Origin of the sequence: Ihuprevotella massiliensis, assembly GCA_900095835.1 — a bacterium.
Lineage (GTDB): Bacteria > Bacteroidota > Bacteroidia > Bacteroidales > Bacteroidaceae > Alloprevotella > Alloprevotella massiliensis.
On record LT608321.1, the window covers coordinates 464,456 to 481,416 of the forward strand.

A 16,961-nucleotide genomic window follows, 5' to 3' on the forward strand; every position below is an offset into this window, starting at 1 on the left:
ATGGCAAAGAAAGCTAAAGGTAATCGCGTTCAAGTAATCCTTGAATGCACCGAACATAAGGAAAGCGGTCTGCCCGGAACAAGCCGCTACATCACCACCAAGAATCGTAAGAATACCCCCGAGCGTTTGGAGTTGAAGAAGTACAACCCCATCCTCAAGCGCATGACGGTTCACAAGGAAATCAAATAATCCAAGTAATCACCCTTTCTCGCACATAATCAACTATGGCAAAAAAGACCGTCGCTTCGTTCCAAGCTGGTAAAACAGACGGACGTTCGTACACAAAAGTCATCAAGATGGAAAAGAGCCCTAAGACTGGCGCTTACATCTTTAATGAGCAAATGGTTCGCAACGAGGATGTAGACGCATTCTTCAAGAACTAATCTATCGAAACTCTCCCTACTAGCTCTATCATGACTAGTAGAACACCACATAGCTCTCGCAAGTTTTTGCGAGAGCTTTTTTGTCTGAACAAGATTCTCATGCAAATATGCATCTTTTCTACGTATGTTTGCCTGAATAGACTGCAACTTTCAAAGATTCAAGACCCTTCATTTCAAGATTTTGTCGTATTTTTGCACAAACTCTATGCTTATGGGATTTTTCAGCTTCTTCTCGAAAAAGGAAAAAAAGGAGACACTTGATAATGGTCTTCAGAACACTAAGACCAGCGTATTCTCAAAGATTGCCCACGCAGTTGCGGGGAAATCAAAAGTAGATGATGATGTGCTCGACAATCTCGAGGACATCCTCATCACTAGTGACGTAGGTGTCGACACAACTTTGGACATCATTCATCGCATTGAAGAGCGTGTAGCACGCGACAAGTATGTAAGTACCAGCGAACTCAATGTAATTCTCAAAGAGGAAATCACGCAACTCCTTGCTACAGATGGCAACGATGTGAGTGAAGAAAACCAAGGTTTTGAGATTCCATCCTCAGACACCCCCTACGTTATCCTCGTGGTGGGTGTAAATGGTGTGGGAAAAACCACGACTATAGCCAAATTGGCTTACCAATTCAAGGAAGAAGGCAAAAAGGTGGTGCTTGGTGCAGCCGATACCTTCCGTGCAGCCGCAGTGGAACAACTGAGCATTTGGGGCGAACGAACAGGTGTGCCCGTTGTAAAACAGAAGATGGGCGCTGACCCTGCTTCTGTGGCTTACGACACCTTGGCGCATGCCAAGTCCATTGGTGCTGACGTTGTAATCATCGACACAGCAGGTCGCTTACACAATAAGATTGGTTTGATGAATGAGCTCACCAAAATCAAGAAGGTGATGCAAAAGATTGACGTCAACGCTCCCCAAGAAGTACTCTTGGTTCTCGATGGAAGTACTGGTCAAAATGCTTTTGAACAAGCCAAACAGTTTGTCAAAGCTACAGAAGTGACAGCACTCGCCATCACAAAACTTGATGGTACAGCCAAAGGTGGCGTGGTCATCGGTATCTCCCATCAGATGCAAGTTCCCGTTAAATACATTGGTCTAGGTGAAAAAATGACAGATTTGCAGCCTTTCAATGCACGTGAATTTGTAGACTCTCTTTTCTCCAACGAGAAATAACATACTTTGCAGCACGATAGTGCCCTACCCTCCTCCAACACAACGACATAGACAGACATAATGAAGCATACCATTGACGTAATCACCATGGGATGTTCTAAGAATCTTGTAGATTCAGAGAACCTCCTCCGCCAATTTGCCGCCATAGGCTGCGACTTTCATCACAATCCAGAAGAACTGCATGGCGATATTGCTGTGATAAATACTTGTGGATTCATCGGTGATGCCAAGGAAGAGAGCGTAAATCAGATCTTGAACTTGGTGGAGCACAAAACTGCAGGTCAACTGAAAGAAATTTACGTCATGGGCTGTCTTTCTGAGCGATACCGCGAAGAACTCAAAGCTGAAATCCCAGAAGTTGACCGATTTTATGGCAAGTTTGACTGGAAAGATATTATAAAAGATCTCACCTCTACCGACAGTCTTGCTGCTATGGCTTGCAACGCTCTGAGCGCTCGTGTGCTAACCACCCCCAAACACTACGCATACCTCAAGATTTCGGAAGGATGTAATCGTACCTGCGCCTATTGTGCTATTCCACTTATTACCGGAAAGCACCAGAGTCGCACCATAGAAGACATCGTTAATGAGGTAGAGGACCTCGTGAAGATTGGTGTGCATGAATTTCAAATCATTGCACAAGAACTCACTTTCTACGGCATAGATCTATACGGACGTCAATGTCTTCCAGAACTCATTGAGCGCATAGCACAAACACCTGGTGTGGAATGGATTCGCCTACACTACGCTTATCCTACTAAATTCCCAATGGAATTGCTTCGAGTAATCCGAGAAAACAAGAATGTATGCAGCTATCTCGACATTGCTCTCCAGCATATCTCCGACCACATGCTCACGCGTATGCGTCGCCATATCACCAAACAGGAAACTCTAGAACTCCTAGCTGCTTTCAGAAAGGAGGTACCTGGCATCACGATTCGCACCACACTCATGGTTGGATTTCCAGGAGAAACAGAAGAAGACTTTGAAGAACTCATGGAGTTTGTGCGCATAGCTCGCTTCGATCGCATGGGTGCCTTTGCCTATAGTGAAGAAGAAGGCACATTCGCAGGCGAAAACTACGAAGATGACGTTCCAGCTGAAGTTAAACAAGACCGACTAGATCGTCTGATGCAACTACAAGAACAGATTTCTGCTGAACTTTCTGCAGAGAAAGTAGGAAAAGAGTTCCGCATCATTATCGACCGAGAAGAAGAAGGCTACTACATCGGTCGTACAGAATTTGACTCTCCAGAAGTGGACTGCGAAGTTTTGGTGTCTAGCTCCGACTACCAACTTGAAATCGGGCAGTTCTACGAAGCACGAATCACAGCGGCAGAAGAATTTGACCTTTACGCTGACATCGTGTAGCCGCACATCTTTCACCCCCAATAAGTACCCTATCAATGAATAACAAAGAGTTTATCAATGCATTGGCAACGCGTCTGCAGGAAAATCCCAAGACTGTAAAGCAGCACGTCGAGGCCCTGGTAGACGCCTTGGCGAATATGCTCGACGAAGGAGCGACCCTCAACGTGCAAGGCTTTGGCACTTATGAGGTGAAGAAGAAGAAAGAGCGCATTATTGTGCACCCCATCACCAAGCAACGCCAACTAGTTCCCCCAAAACTGGTTATAGCATTCAAGCCCAGTCCCACGCTCAAAGACAAAGTAAACGCGTAATCTCCATGGAAAAGAAATTTCAACCGCAAGATCTCGCTGCTCTACTAGCTCATCAACAAGGCATCTCCACAGAAGAAGCCTTGAACTTTGTGCGTGCCTTCTTCGAACTCACCGAGGAGGCCTTAGTAAATGATAGCCTTGTCAAAGTTACGGGATTTGGCACCACAAAACTTGTGGTTGTCAATGAGAGAGAAAGCGTCAATATCCACACTGGCGAGCGTTTTCAAATCGGCAAGCATACAAAAATCACGTTTACTCCCGACAATACTCTGCGTGATTTAGTAAATAGTCCCTTTGCTTTGCTCACCACCACCACACTTTACAACGAAACACCTGAAGAAGAACTAGATTCCGTACCCGTTGCAACAGAGGAATACGGCGAAGAGGAGGCTACAGAAGTGCCCTCCCATGAAACTGTGGTCAGTGAAGTTGCTGAGAGCTTTGTATCTCCAGAGGAAGAAATTCTGACGGAAGAAGATGAGGCTACGACGGAAGAAGATCGTGTTCCGATGAATGACACGCCATCTACGGAGGTTGCAGAGGATACCCAAGAAACAACTACAGCTACTCTGCCTGTGGCGCCAAATGATGAGCGAGGAATCCAAACTGCAGCAGAAGAACTTTCTCCGGATCAGCCAGAAATATATCCTACTTCTAGCACTGCTATGACGATTCCTGCTGATGTTGCAGAAGAAACTGCTGACATCCCAAACTCATCCTCAGCAGCTGGCTATACGAGTACAGAAGAAAGCCACGCTTCTGACGAAGTACCTGAAGTATCTCTCGAGGAAGCGCCAGAAATCGTCATTGCCGAAGCGCCAATTGCAGTTGAAGAACCTGCAGAAGAAATCGCAGAAGTTAGTACAGATTTGACAAGTCAAGAAACGCCTGCCGCTCCTCCTCCCGCATCAATAGAAGGGACACTGCAGAATGTAACAAACCTCCAAGGAGAGATTCACGTAAAAACAGAAGAAATAGGAAATAAAGTGCATCACCACCGCACGCGCTTCAACATCCTTCTCTTCGCTTTTGTCCTCCTATTATTGGTTCTCACTTATTTTGCAGGCTATTATCATTGGCTCTGTCCCAACTGCCCACAGATGCACACTGTGATGTCGACTCCAGCAGTTGTTACTAACCACAACACTGACGCGAATGCTACGCTGCAAACTTCTTCGCCCAAGCTGGACCCTCCAGTGACCTCTGGTGAAAATCAAGCCTCTTCTTCTACCGCATCCAAGGATTCGGCAAACATGACTGTTGCACCTACAAATACTACAGCTGAAACAACAGCAACGACCTCCGCTCCCACTCCTACCGTTGCGGAAAAGCCTCAGGAAACTCGACGCATCGTGCTGAAAGGAAACCAGTTGACCGCTCAAGAAAAGGAAGGCCTTCGCACTAAGTCAAGAGATTTCCAACAGATGCCACATGGTAAATCCATGATTGTAGGCACCTACATGACGCATGTAGTCAAAGCAGGCGAAAGTTTGCCACGCTTATCAAAGCTCTATTATGGTAGTCCTAACTATGCCAACTATATAATCTTGCACAATCATATTGATCGTCCTGACCTTATCAAAATAGGTCAGCGCATCAAAATCCCACAATTGATGCAAGAATAGACAGAGTAGAAGCTTGACGCAAACAAGCGCCACACTGCTTTTCATCCAGTTATAGCATAAAGCACCCCATCCAATCTCCACACAATTCGTGCGAGCTTGGATGGGGTGCTTTTTGTGTTTGGAGTAAATCGAAATTATAGCTGTAGTTTCACATGAAAAACAGTGTGAAAATAGCGAACAAAATTACTATCTGTAAGCAACTAGTAAGCTACAATTTTCCTAGAGTGAGGTTAAAACCATGGTCAAAAAACGATTTACAAGGCAGAACTATCAAACTGAAATGGTAGAAGGTAGCCAACTTTTTCAATTTCATAGACTGCATCCTCACCATAAAGCAGCACGCGAATCGACTTTTTGTAGCGCGTCTCCGCTTCGATAAGGACCTGACGGCAGATTCCACATGGGCTAATTGGGTGTTCCAAAAAGGTTTCTTCCTCGGCTCTTTTAGCAGCTATGGCGATACATACAGGCGCCACGTCTGGATATTGCGCATTAGCATAAAACATGGCAGTTCGCTCTGCACAAGAACCAGCAGGATACGCCGCATTTTCTTGGTTACTGCCACAAACCACTACCCCATTATCCAAACGCAGGGCTGCACCCACACAGAAGTGAGAATACGGTGCGTAACTAGTTTGCGTGGCATTCTTAGCTTGTTGCAGCAATTCTACATCATCCGCAGACAAACCTTCGCCTTGAGGATAAATGGTATAAGGAAGAATATGTTGAGCTTTAGACATAAGCAAATGAATAAAAGTGATACTTCTATGCAAATATAAGGATTATCTCGAGAAACAACACAATTCTATTCCATAATTTTACAGAACGTTTCTTCTGAAATAGAGATTATGACACCATACACAGCGCAAGAAGAAAGGAGGTTCACGCAATGCGCAACCCTACATTTTGTGAGGACCTAGAACCATTCTATGATAGAATCATTATTTAAGTGTTAAATCAGAAGAAAAGAATCCACGAAAGTTTTCTAAAAACCAGCCACAACACACACCATAAATCCAATGTTATGGAAGTCATATCAGAAAAAATGATTAGACTAACCAAGCTCTTCACCCATTCTGTAGGAGAAAGCAGCAGTTACGTCGGAGATTTTCAGAAAAACGTCGGAGTTTTTTCAAATTATCTCGGACAAAATTTTCTAATTGTAGGAAGAAACCATCGCATACTTCCCAGAATGTGGTATATAAACAGGGAAATAACACTTAAAACCAACGAACACACCACAAATTTCATCGAAAAACACCAAAACCTAATCAACAACAGCGCGGTTATTTGCGAAGAGTATTCCACTCACTTCATTTTGCGCGTTAAAAACAGCCATGAATCATGTATAGTTTTCCTAAAAACAAACCAAGAAGCAGTGTAGCATTCCCCTCTCTTTATCAAAGACTTTACGCGCACCTCGAGCAAAAACACCACAAAACAACTATTCCTAGTACGGGCTGTTGCTCATCTCAAAGAAAATTCGTAACTTAGCACATCGAAATTGCCTAATTATGCTCCATTTTTTCCGACATACATTACTTCTTTGTGCGTTGATTTTCACCGCATGCCAAACATCTGGCTCTCAACAATCTCAAGCGCGTCAAAAAGATGAAGCAAATGCCCTGATTCTGTTGACCAACGCGAGAACCGCACTACAACAAAAACGCTACGACGAGGCGAGAAAGCAACTGCGCTCTCTGAGAAGCAACTGCCCCCTAGCTCTCGATGGTAGAGAAGCTGGGATATTGCTAATGGATAGCATCGAAATAGCCTTCACTGCTGATAGACTTAGACTCGCAGACAGCCTGATGCAAGACGAAATACAACGCAACGGCAAGGCGAATGCTCAGACTCAAGCACGCTTCGATGAACTGTGTCAACAAGCAAAGTTCTATCACCGTAAACTCCAACACGACATCGACCAACGAAAAAGCCATGACTGATCCCTATTCTTCCATAGAATCTCCGGCACCTCGTCCTGATAGCTTCTGGCAATCGGAACTTAACGAGAGTCAATGGTCGGCTGTCCGCGAATGCGAACGCCCTCTGTTGGTCATTGCAGGAGCAGGTTCGGGCAAAACACGCGTGCTCACCTACAAAATAGCCTATCTTCTCGAACGCGGCTACGCACCATGGGAAGTATTGGCTTTGACCTTCACCAACAAAGCTGCCAAAGAGATGAATGAACGCATCAGCAACATTGTTGGACCAGGACGAGCACGGGGGCTTTGGAGTGGAACTTTCCACAGCATTTTCGCGCGCATATTGAGAGCTGAAAGCCAAAGCATCGGTTTTGACAGCAACTTCACTATCTACGACTCTGCCGACTCTCGTTCCCTTCTTAAGTCGATTATCAAAGAGCTCAAGTTAGATGATAAGACCTACAAGCCATCAAAGGTGCAAGGACGCATCTCCGATGCAAAAAACAGGTTGATGTTGCCCCAAGAATACGCGGCAGACCCTCACTTCACCAGTCGAGATGCCCGCGACAACATGCCCGATTTGCACCGTGTCTACACGGAGTATTTTCGACGTTGTCGCACAGCAAGAGCCATGGATTTTGATGATTTGTTGCTCTACACCTTCCTTCTCTTTGACAAAGTGGAAGAGGTACGTAAGCGATATGCGCAGCGTTTTCGTTACATTTTGGTCGATGAGTATCAAGACACCAACTATGCCCAACACGCTATCGTGAGTTTGCTCACGAAAGACAACCACAACATCTGCGTTGTTGGTGATGACGCACAAAGCATCTACTCTTTTCGTGGGGCAAACATCGATAATATCTTGCAATTCCACCGCCAATACCCCGAAGCAGTGACGGTGAAATTGGAACGCAACTATCGTTCGACCCAAAATATCGTTGATGCAGCCAACAGCATCATTCGCCATAACAAAGAACAAATCGAGAAAACAGTTTTCAGTGAAAACGAAAAAGGCGAAAAGATTCTGTTGATGCCTTCCGCCTCTGACAAGGAAGAAGCAGCAAAAGTGGTAGGACACATTTCCCGCCTTCGTCGCAGCGAAGATCTGCCACTCAACGAAATGGCGATTCTCTATCGCACCAATGCTCAGAGCCGTTCTTTTGAAGATGCTTTGCGTGAACGCAACATTCCCTATCGCATCTATGGTGGTTTATCTTTCTATCAACGTAAAGAGATTAAAGACGTCATTGCTTATTTCCGTTTGGTCACCAACTTAAACGACGAAGAGGCATTTAAGCGCATTGTCAACTATCCAGCGCGCGGTATTGGAAACACCACGCTGCAAAAGATATTCACGGCATCGCGCGAACAAAATGTCAGTCTTTGGGCGGTGGCAGAACAACCTTCTCTCTATGGTGTCGCACTCAACAAAGGCGTGCTCAGTAAACTCGAGGGATTTTGCAACATGATTCTCGATTTTCGCTCACGCGTGACGAACATCGGTGCCTTTGATTTTGCGACAACCCTCATAGACTACTCTGGCATCAAAGCCGATCTGCAAAAAGAAGATGGACCAGAAGGTCAAAGCAAACGTGAGAACGTGGAAGAACTCTTAGGTGCCATTCGCTCATTTGAGCGTGACACATTGGAAGAAACAGGACAACCCACAGTCTTCTTAGGAGAATTTCTGCAACAAAGTGCATTGCAAACCGATGCAGATCAGCAAGACGACAACACTCCCAAGGTAACACTGATGACCATTCACTCTGCTAAAGGCTTGGAGTTTGGAGCAGTTTTCGTGACTGGACTTGAAGAAGGCTTGTTCCCTGGTTCGCAAGCAAGATTCTTCCCAAGAGAAATGGAAGAAGAACGACGGCTTTTCTATGTCGCTGTGACGCGAGCTAAGCGCTTTTGCTTCTTGTCCTACGCCCAAAGCCGATTCCGCTATGGACAATTTGAGATTTCAGACCCGAGTCCGTTCATTGCAGAAATCAGTCAACGCTTTGTTCAAGAAGAAACTCTTGGTTTCGGCAGCGAAGGTCACATTCCCAGCGCGCTCAGAGAAGCTCTTTTTGGCAACGAATGGGACGAACCAACAAGGACTCCAGACTTTTCAGCAAAGACTTCTAGCAGTCGCGCTTATCCCAAACCAACGATTAAAAAAGACAAGCCTCTTTCGTCTAAAAATAGCGCTAGCACATCCTCTTCACTTGGATTTTCTAGCAGCTCCGCCCCATCATCTTTGGCTTCTTCTCTGAAACCAATGAGAGCAGCACAGTCAAAATCTGCTTCAGCTGCAACTAATGCAGCTATAAGTGCACTATCAGAAGGAAGTCACATCGAACATGATCGTTTCGGCAAAGGAACGATTCTAGCCATCGAAGGTTCTGGCGAAAATGCAAAAGCCGAGGTGGAGTTTCAAGCCGTTGGACGAAAAAAACTATTACTCAAGTTTGCTCGTTTCAAAGTGCTAGATTAGCCTTTGGTCATACCAATGAGAATGAGTAATTTTGCAACAACATTGAATACCCTACATGAGTAAAGACAATACACTTCAAGGTTCTTTCTCCGTGATAGCCGACTTTGAAGGAAATATCAACGACCTTCTCAACGTGCAAGTGGATGGAACTCTCCCAGTTCTCCCACTTCGTAACATGGTTCTCTTTCCTGGCGTGGTAGCTTCTGTGGCAGTTGGCCGCGAAAGCTCTCTCGAACTGATTCGATATGCCGAGCAACGCGGAGGGGACGCCTATATTGCGGTATCCTGTCAAGTGGACGCAGCTATCGAAGTTCCCACGATGGGAGACATCTACCCTACAGGTACTTTGGCAAAAGTACTACGCGTGGTAGAAATTCCCAATCACCACCCCACAGCTATCCTCCAATCTTTCGGACGTATAAGCCTTTCTCCAGAACCTACACGCATCAATCCGTTTCTCCGCACCCACGTTAGCACACTCCCAGAGGAGTTGCCCGAAGAAAACGATGCGGAATTCAAGGCTCTATTTGAGACTTTTCGTGAAGCAACGCTGCAATATATCAAACTGAATGAGAATTTGGGTATGGAAGCCTTTATGGCTGTACAAAATATCTCTAATCCCATCTTCTTCATCAACTTTGTCGCAACAAACCTACCTTTTGACACAGAAGAAAAGGCTTTATTGCTTGAAGATGGCAACATGATGAGCCGCACCTTCTCCTTATTGCGCATTTTGCAACGCGAACTTCAGTTTGTAAAACTCAAACAAAAGATCAGCGAACGCACACGCGAAGAACTGGATCAACAACAAAAGGAGTATTATCTCCAACATCAGATCAAGAACTTCCAAAAGGAATTGGGCAACTCTGAAGGAAATGATGCCCAAGAATTAAAAGAGCGCGCTAAATCGCTGAGTTTGCCCGAGAATGTGCAAAAGATATTCGAAAAAGAAGTGACCAAACTGGAGCGCATGAACACTTCAGTGCCCGACTATAGCGTGGTTTACAACTATCTTGACACAATTTTGTCACTTCCTTGGGGCAAATGGACTACCGACAACTTAGATTTGCGACGCGCACAGCGAGTGCTTGACCGCGATCACTATGGAATGGAGAAGGTGAAAGAGAGAATCCTCGAACACTTGGCTGTGATGAAAGTCAGCAAACAGCATCCCACCACGATTCTCTGTCTTTATGGCCCTCCTGGTGTAGGTAAAACTTCGCTTTGCCGCAGCATCGCTGAGAGCCTCGGACGCAAATATCAGCGTATCTCTCTCGGTGGCGTGCATGACGAAAGTGAAATTCGTGGACACCGCCGCACCTATATTGCTGCGATGTGTGGACGCATCATGAAGACTATCATTAAGGCGGAAAGCAACAATCCGTTGTTGGTTCTTGACGAGATAGACAAAGTGGGTGGACGTACGCATCATGGCGACCCACAAGCTGCCTTATTAGAGCTACTGGATCCCGAACAAAACAATACGTTCCACGACAATTTCCTCGATTTCGACTACGATTTGAGCCAAGTATTCTTTATTGCCACAGCGAATAGTTTGAGCAACATCCCAGATCCTCTGCGTGACCGTATGGAACTCATCAATGTGGAAGGCTACCTCACCGAAGAGAAGAAAGAAATTGCAAAGAAACACCTTTTACCTCAAGCACTTGAGAGTCTTCAGTTGCCATTTTCATTAAAGGTGTCTCCAGCTGCGACCGAATTTCTCATCGAAAAATATACGCGCGAAAGTGGAGTGCGACAATTAGAAAAACAAATCGCCAAGTTGGTACGCAAGATAGTGCTCAACTATCAGATTTCCGATGAGGACCAACAAAAGGCGATGGCTAACAAGACGCTAAAACCTGCGGATGTGCAAGAGATTATGGGAACTCCTCCCTATAATCGCGACGCTTATCAAGGTAATGATTTTGCCGGTGTGGTGAATGGTCTAGCTTGGACTGCCGTAGGGGGAGAAATGCTCTTCATAGAAAGTAATATCAGCCGCGCAAAGAGTGGGCGTATGACCATCACAGGTAACCTCGGAAATGTGATGAAAGAAAGCGCACTATTGGCTTTTCAATATGTGAAGTCGCACTTGGACGAGCTCGGAGTGGACCATCGCATCTTTGACCATTGGAAACTTCACCTCCATTTCCCCGAGGGTGCAGTGCCCAAAGATGGACCTTCTGCCGGTATCACCATTGCTACTTCGATGGCATCTACACTCACACAGCGCAAAGTACGCCCTCGTCTAGCTATGACGGGCGAAATTACGCTCCGTGGCAGAGTACTTCCTGTCGGGGGAATCAAAGAAAAGATTCTGGCAGCCAAACGCGCTGGCATCACAGACATCATTCTCTCTAAAGACAATGAGAAGAACATACTCGACATTCCCGAACGCTATGTCAAAGGAGTCACATTTCACTTCGTTTCCACGGTGAGCGAAGTTTGGAAAATTGCGCTTCTCGATGAAAAAGTGTCCAATGCCATAGACCTTACTATCCCACACTCCAAGAATAAGAATACAGATAATGAGTAATATCACCCCAAGCCTTCGACAAACGTGGCGTAAAGGCGAGCCTCTATTCCAATTACAGCATACCGATGCAGGAAGTGCTGCGCGTGCTGGTAGCATCACCACAGATCACGGCACCATCGAAACTCCTATCTTCATGCCCGTTGGTACCCTTGGCACGGTGAAAGGTTTGCACACTCATGAGATTCTCGATGAGGTGAAAGCCCAAATCATCCTCGGAAACACGTATCACCTCTATCTCCGTCCAGGACTTGAAGTGCTGGAAGCTGCGGGAGGTCTGCACAAGTTCAATGGTTTTCACAAACCAATGCTCACCGATAGTGGCGGCTTTCAAGTTTTTTCTCTCACGGGTATCCGCAAATTGAGTGAGAATGGTTGCGAGTTTCGTAGTCATGTTGACGGCTCCAAACACCTCTTCACCCCAGAAAGTGTGATGGACATAGAAAGGACCATTGGCGCGGACATCATGATGGCTTTCGACGAGTGCCCTCCTGGCACTGCGGATTTCGGATACGCACGCCAAAGTCTCGATCTCACGCATCGTTGGCTCGATCGTTGCATCAAGCGCTTCTCAGAAACAGAGGACAAATATGGTCACCACCAGGCACTTTTCCCCATCGTTCAAGGTTGTGTTTACCCAGAATTGCGCCGCGAAAGTGCACTGTTTATGGCAGAACGTGACGCAGAAGGTTATGCCATCGGTGGACTTGCTGTAGGCGAACCAGCCGAGAAGATGTATGAAATGATTGAGGTTGTCAATGAGATTCTCCCAACAGACCGCCCACGCTATCTCATGGGAGTCGGCACTCCGATGAACATCCTCGAAGGTATCGAACGAGGCGTAGACATGTTTGACTGTGTGATGCCAACGCGCAACGGACGTAATGGTCAAATCTTCACATGGAATGGTATCATCAACTTCAGAAACGCCAAATGGGCAAAGGACTTCTCTCCCGTAGACCCCACGGGTACCGCACATTGTGATCATGCCTACACGAAGGCTTACTTACATCACCTCTTTAAGTGCAAAGAACTCTTGGCACTTCAAATAGCTTCGATTCACAATCTCGCGTTCTACCTCGAATTGGTGAGAGTAGCGCGCGAGCATATCTTAGCCAACGACTTTGCAGAATGGAAGAGAAACGTCCTTCCTCAGTTGGCTCACCGACTTTAATCTCCACATCATCTCATGGATTTCAAAGATAACGATGCGGAATTGCCCGAGAACCTAACTCAGCCTTCTGAAGAAGGAGAAGAGATGACAGACCTCTCAACTAAAAACTCCGACTTTCCAGAAGAGTTAATCAACTCGGAAACAATAAATTCCGAATTTTCTTTTGAAGCAACTCAAGAAGTGCTAGATACTCTCATAGATGAGGGTGATATTAGTACAACAGTCGAGGCGGCATCATCGACGGAAGAGACAGAAATGTCCCTTTCGCCAGTGGTGTCGCGCGCTGCGTCTAAAAAGAAGTGGCTCAAATGGCTGCGATGGTGCGTATTTTCACCTTGGTATCTCCTAAAAGGACTATGGTGGCTCATACGCTCCTTCTTCCGTGGCGTAGGTTGGTGCTTCCGTAGCGTATTGCGCTTAATTGGTTTTCAGAGAATTGACCGATATATCCTCAACAAATATCTCAGCACTTATTTCTTTCTATTGGTACTCATCATCACGATTGCCATTATCTTTGACTTTAACGAGAATATCGACAAGATAACCAATGGTGGTGCCAAATGGACTGAGATTCTTTTCGACTACTACGCGAACTTTGCTCCCTATTTTGCAAACATGTTCTCACCGTTGTTCGTCTTCATTGCTGTCATATTCTTCACAACCAACCTAGCGAATCACTCGGAAATCATAGCGATGAAGTCTACGGGTATGAGCTTCCGTCGTCTACTCCGCCCCTATATGTTTGGCGCTACGTTTATTGCGGTCATCACCTTCGCATTGGGGGCTTACGTCATTCCCAAAGGTAATGTGGCGCGCGTGAACTTTTCCAACAAATATATCAAGAAACAGTTGGTGATTGACGAAGCAGACAACATACAGATGCAAGTAGACACTGGTGTTGTAGCTTATATCTCCCATTTTGACAATACACTTAAGTCGGGGTCAGGCTTCTCATTAGACAAATTCTCCGAGAAAAAACTAGTTTCGCGCCTCACTGCTCAGACGATTCAATATGATACGCTGGCAGATCACAAATATTCGTGGACGCTTCATGGATATATGATACGCACGCTCACTGGTACGCGAGAGAAAATCAAATCTGGCGACAAGCTTGATACGACTATCGTAATGGAACCCAAGGACTTCTTCTTCATCCGTGGGCAACAAGAAACGATGACAGTGCCAGAACTTGACGCATTTATCGCGCGTCAGCGTTTGCGTGGCGCAGCTGGACTGAGCACCTTTGAAGTAGAATTCCACAAACGCTTTGCCTCTCCATTCGCAGCTTTTATTCTTACGCTGATTGGTGCCTCTATATCGGTGCAAAAGCGCAAAGGCGGCATGGGCACGAGCATTGGTATTGGGCTTGCTCTTACCTTTACTTACATTCTACTTCAGACAATTTCATCGTCTTTTGCCACAAATGCAGGCATGGTAGCTTGGTTAGCCGTATGGTTGCCCAACATTCTCTACACTTTCATCGCATTTTGGTTCTACAAACGAACACCGCAATAACGCAACCGCTGCGTTACATTCATTGAACCCTCCTATTACATTATAATGAGTAACGAAAAAAACACCTCATTCGAGGAAACTATATATTCTACCTCCGCAAGTGGAGAGTCAGCACAAAGCAAAAACCCTTATCCTGCTGCCGAGGTGATTCCTCTTGGCTGTGAGGATTTCACGGACAACTCAGACCTTTCTTCTGAAAAGTCTGAAGATTCATCTGTGGAATCCTATATTCCCTCGCAACAATCTGAAAAATCTGTTGATGCTCAAGCGAGTTCTGCAGAGATTTCCCATGCTTCCGTAGCGGAAGCGAAAGAAGATAAGCCCCAAACTGCAGAACCAGCGCCAGAACCTACGGTATATTTCGAGGACTTGGCTTTGAGTGACGATGTGCTCGACGCTCTTTGGGATATGCGCTTTGAGAAATGTACCCCCGTACAAGCCCAATGTATCCCTCATATCCTTGAAGGCAAAGACATGATTGGCATTGCGCAAACCGGAACGGGCAAGACTGCAGCCTTCCTCTTGCCTATGCTCACCCTACTCCACAAAGAACCGCATCCTGCAGACGCAGTAAACTGCTTGATTCTTTCACCAACACGCGAACTTGCGCAACAAATCGACCAGGCTCTCCAAGGTTTTGCCTATTACACCAAAACTAACAGCGTGGCTGTCTATGGCGGTAACGATGGCATCCGATTTGAACAAGAGCGCAAAGCCTTTTCCCAAGGTGCAGACATCATTGTCGCCACTCCTGGTCGCTTGATTTCTCATCTCCAGTTGGGCAATCTCGAACTTTCTCGCACCACCCATATCATTCTCGACGAAGCCGACCGCATGCTCGACATGGGATTCTTCGATGATATTAAGACAATCATGAAGCAACTTCCCGAGCATAAGCAGACTATTCTGTTTTCTGCGACAATGCCTCCGGAGATTGCGAAGATGGCGCGCGAAATGATGCACAACCCTGTGGAGGTAAAGATTGCCGTCTCTAAACCCGCAGAAAAGATTGACCAAAGTGTCTACGTATGTCGTGATAGTGACAAGACACCTATCTTGAAGCACATCTTCACCCAGCAGCCACCGGAGCGTGTGATTGTCTTTGTGTCTTCCAAACAACGTGTGAAGGAACTCAACGTCATTCTCAAGCGCAAGGGCTACAACTGCGCAGCCATGCACTCAGATCTCGATCAAGCTGAGCGCGATGTTGTGATGCTAGGCTTCAAACAGCGTAATATCGACATGCTTATCGCTACTGATATTGTAAGTCGCGGCATTGACATCGACGATATTCAGATGGTCATCAACTACGATGCGCCACGCGATCCTGAAGACTATGTGCACCGCATCGGTCGCACGGCACGTGCAGGACGAGAAGGTCGCGCCATCACACTCATTGGTGAGAAAGATCGCTACCCGCTCTCGAAGATTGAAAAACTTCTTGAGAAGAAAATTACCAGAAACCCCTTGCCTGAAGGCTGTCTTCCTCCAGAAGAACCCACTTCCCACGAAGGGCGCGGCACACATCGCCGAGGTGGCAACCATGGCGGTAGAGGCAACTCCGACAACCGTGGTAGAGGAAGAGGTGGAAAATCTCACGCTAGCTCCAACAATAACCGCAGTCAAAGCAAATCTTCACCAACAGAAAACAGCAAACAGGGACAATCTACCAACAGACAGCGTCGTCACCATCGTCGCCCCAATCAAGACAAGTCCAACTCGAGCAATAACTCCACTGCAAATCAAGCCTAATGGAACAGATCCTCCGATATTTCCCCGATCTCACCGATAAACAGAAAGAGCAGTTTGCGGCTCTTGATGCCCTCTATCGTGATTGGAATGCGAAAATCAATGTGATTTCTCGCAAAGACATTGACAATCTCTACGAACATCACGTGTTGCACTCACTAGGCATCGCAAAAGTGATTCGTTTTCGCCCAGGTTCTTCCGTCCTCGACATTGGTACGGGCGGAGGTTTCCCTGGCATTCCCCTCGCCATCCTCTTTCCCGAAGTGAAATTCCACCTACTCGACTCCATCGGTAAGAAGGTTAAAGTAGCCCAAGCCGTAGCGGAAGCCATCGGTTTGGAGAATGTACGCTGCTCTCACCGCAATGTCATGGAAGAGAAGGAGAAATATGACTTTGTGGTCAGTCGCGCTGTCATGCAGATGGGAGATTTGGTGAAACTTATCCGCAAGAACGTGCACCACGAACAAAAAAATTCACTCCCCAATGGCGTGATTTGCTTAAAGGGTGGCGACATTCAACTAGAAATGCGCCCATTTAAGAACTGCTGCGAGGTGTGGACCCTCTCGACTTACTTTGAAGAAGAGTTCTTCGAGACCAAGAAAGTGGCGTACGTGTCGTTATAACGAGTCACCACACTTAGACAAAACCCAAGAAACTTCTCTAACCTCCTCCCCCGCTTGTAGTACTTCCATCCCTACATCAAGTTA

14 protein-coding genes are annotated in these 16,961 nt (G+C 46.3%); 13 read left to right on the top strand and 1 reads right to left on the bottom strand.

The features are described from left to right. From rpmG to BQ2633_RS02150, 6 genes are all read left to right on the top strand, one after another. Positions 1-189 (top strand): 50S ribosomal protein L33, encoded by a 189-nt coding sequence (gene rpmG / locus BQ2633_RS02125; protein WP_009752088.1) that lies wholly within the window; start codon positions 1-3, stop codon positions 187-189. A gap of 35 nt (positions 190-224) precedes the next feature. Continuing rightward, positions 225-383 carry a DUF4295 domain-containing protein gene (locus BQ2633_RS02130; RefSeq protein ID WP_075564811.1) on the top strand — a complete coding sequence of 53 codons (159 nt, stop codon included), beginning with the start codon at positions 225-227 and terminating at the stop codon, positions 381-383. A gap of 211 nt (positions 384-594) precedes the next feature. Beyond that, positions 595-1,566, top strand: a complete 972-nt coding sequence (ftsY, locus tag BQ2633_RS02135) for a signal recognition particle-docking protein FtsY (protein WP_075564812.1) — start codon at positions 595-597, stop codon at positions 1,564-1,566. 57 nt (positions 1,567-1,623) lie between these two features. Further along, on the top strand, positions 1,624-2,937 hold the full coding sequence (gene rimO / locus BQ2633_RS02140; protein WP_075564813.1) for a 30S ribosomal protein S12 methylthiotransferase RimO: 1,314 nt from the start codon (positions 1,624-1,626) through the stop codon (positions 2,935-2,937). A 35-nt stretch (positions 2,938-2,972) separates the two neighbouring features. After that, positions 2,973-3,248, top strand: coding sequence for an HU family DNA-binding protein (locus BQ2633_RS02145; protein ID WP_075564814.1), 276 nt, complete (start codon positions 2,973-2,975; stop codon positions 3,246-3,248). Positions 3,249-3,253: 5 nt separating this feature from the next. After that, positions 3,254-4,873 (top strand): HU family DNA-binding protein, encoded by a 1,620-nt coding sequence (locus BQ2633_RS02150; protein ID WP_075564815.1) that lies wholly within the window; start codon positions 3,254-3,256, stop codon positions 4,871-4,873. Between the two features lie 254 nt (positions 4,874-5,127). Here BQ2633_RS02150 and BQ2633_RS02155 read toward each other — a convergent pair whose 3' ends face one another. Next, positions 5,128-5,613, bottom strand: a complete 486-nt coding sequence (locus BQ2633_RS02155) for a cytidine deaminase (RefSeq protein WP_075564816.1) — start codon at positions 5,611-5,613, stop codon at positions 5,128-5,130. 774 nt (positions 5,614-6,387) lie between these two features. On the opposite strand from BQ2633_RS02155, the gene BQ2633_RS02165 reads away from it, so the two are divergent. The 7 genes from BQ2633_RS02165 (at position 6,388) to rsmG (ending at position 16,877) form a co-directional block, all read left to right on the top strand. After that, positions 6,388-6,819: an outer membrane protein assembly factor BamD gene (locus BQ2633_RS02165; protein ID WP_075564818.1), complete on the top strand. Its 432-nt coding sequence runs from the start codon at positions 6,388-6,390 to the stop codon at positions 6,817-6,819. Next, positions 6,812-9,280, top strand: coding sequence for an ATP-dependent helicase (locus BQ2633_RS02170; RefSeq protein ID WP_083233902.1), 2,469 nt, complete (start codon positions 6,812-6,814; stop codon positions 9,278-9,280). The genes BQ2633_RS02165 and BQ2633_RS02170 overlap by 8 nt, the downstream gene beginning before the upstream one ends. Before the next feature lie 55 nt (positions 9,281-9,335). Continuing rightward, on the top strand, positions 9,336-11,819 hold the full coding sequence (gene lon / locus BQ2633_RS02175; protein WP_075564819.1) for an endopeptidase La: 2,484 nt from the start codon (positions 9,336-9,338) through the stop codon (positions 11,817-11,819). Next, on the top strand, positions 11,812-12,990 hold the full coding sequence (gene tgt, locus BQ2633_RS02180) for a tRNA guanosine(34) transglycosylase Tgt (protein ID WP_075564820.1): 1,179 nt from the start codon (positions 11,812-11,814) through the stop codon (positions 12,988-12,990). The genes lon and tgt overlap by 8 nt, the downstream gene beginning before the upstream one ends. A 255-nt stretch (positions 12,991-13,245) precedes the next feature. Beyond that, positions 13,246-14,505 carry an LptF/LptG family permease gene (locus BQ2633_RS02185; protein WP_083234046.1) on the top strand — a complete coding sequence of 420 codons (1,260 nt, stop codon included), beginning with the start codon at positions 13,246-13,248 and terminating at the stop codon, positions 14,503-14,505. A gap of 45 nt (positions 14,506-14,550) precedes the next feature. Further along, on the top strand, positions 14,551-16,257 hold the full coding sequence (locus BQ2633_RS02190) for a DEAD/DEAH box helicase (protein WP_141700111.1): 1,707 nt from the start codon (positions 14,551-14,553) through the stop codon (positions 16,255-16,257). Beyond that, positions 16,257-16,877, top strand: a complete 621-nt coding sequence (gene rsmG / locus BQ2633_RS02195) for a 16S rRNA (guanine(527)-N(7))-methyltransferase RsmG (RefSeq protein WP_075564821.1) — start codon at positions 16,257-16,259, stop codon at positions 16,875-16,877. The genes BQ2633_RS02190 and rsmG overlap by 1 nt, the downstream gene beginning before the upstream one ends. The last annotated feature ends 84 nt before the right edge of the window (positions 16,878-16,961 follow it).

Excerpts from the sequence above, each read along its gene's own strand:
- rpmG (WP_009752088.1), top strand. The coding sequence starts at position 1 with ATGGCAAAGAAAGCTAAAGGTAATCGCGTTCAAGTAATCCTTGAATGC.
- BQ2633_RS02130 (WP_075564811.1), top strand. The coding sequence starts at position 225 with ATGGCAAAAAAGACCGTCGCTTCGTTCCAAGCTGGTAAAACAGACGGA.
- ftsY (WP_075564812.1), top strand. The coding sequence starts at position 595 with ATGGGATTTTTCAGCTTCTTCTCGAAAAAGGAAAAAAAGGAGACACTT.
- BQ2633_RS02145 (WP_075564814.1), top strand. The coding sequence starts at position 2,973 with ATGAATAACAAAGAGTTTATCAATGCATTGGCAACGCGTCTGCAGGAA.
- BQ2633_RS02150 (WP_075564815.1), top strand. The coding sequence starts at position 3,254 with ATGGAAAAGAAATTTCAACCGCAAGATCTCGCTGCTCTACTAGCTCAT.
- BQ2633_RS02155 (WP_075564816.1), bottom strand. The coding sequence starts at position 5,613 with ATGTCTAAAGCTCAACATATTCTTCCTTATACCATTTATCCTCAAGGC.
- BQ2633_RS02165 (WP_075564818.1), top strand. The coding sequence starts at position 6,388 with ATGCTCCATTTTTTCCGACATACATTACTTCTTTGTGCGTTGATTTTC.
- BQ2633_RS02170 (WP_083233902.1), top strand. The coding sequence starts at position 6,812 with ATGACTGATCCCTATTCTTCCATAGAATCTCCGGCACCTCGTCCTGAT.
- lon (WP_075564819.1), top strand. The coding sequence starts at position 9,336 with ATGAGTAAAGACAATACACTTCAAGGTTCTTTCTCCGTGATAGCCGAC.
- tgt (WP_075564820.1), top strand. The coding sequence starts at position 11,812 with ATGAGTAATATCACCCCAAGCCTTCGACAAACGTGGCGTAAAGGCGAG.
- BQ2633_RS02185 (WP_083234046.1), top strand. The coding sequence starts at position 13,246 with ATGTCCCTTTCGCCAGTGGTGTCGCGCGCTGCGTCTAAAAAGAAGTGG.
- BQ2633_RS02190 (WP_141700111.1), top strand. The coding sequence starts at position 14,551 with ATGAGTAACGAAAAAAACACCTCATTCGAGGAAACTATATATTCTACC.
- rsmG (WP_075564821.1), top strand. The coding sequence starts at position 16,257 with ATGGAACAGATCCTCCGATATTTCCCCGATCTCACCGATAAACAGAAA.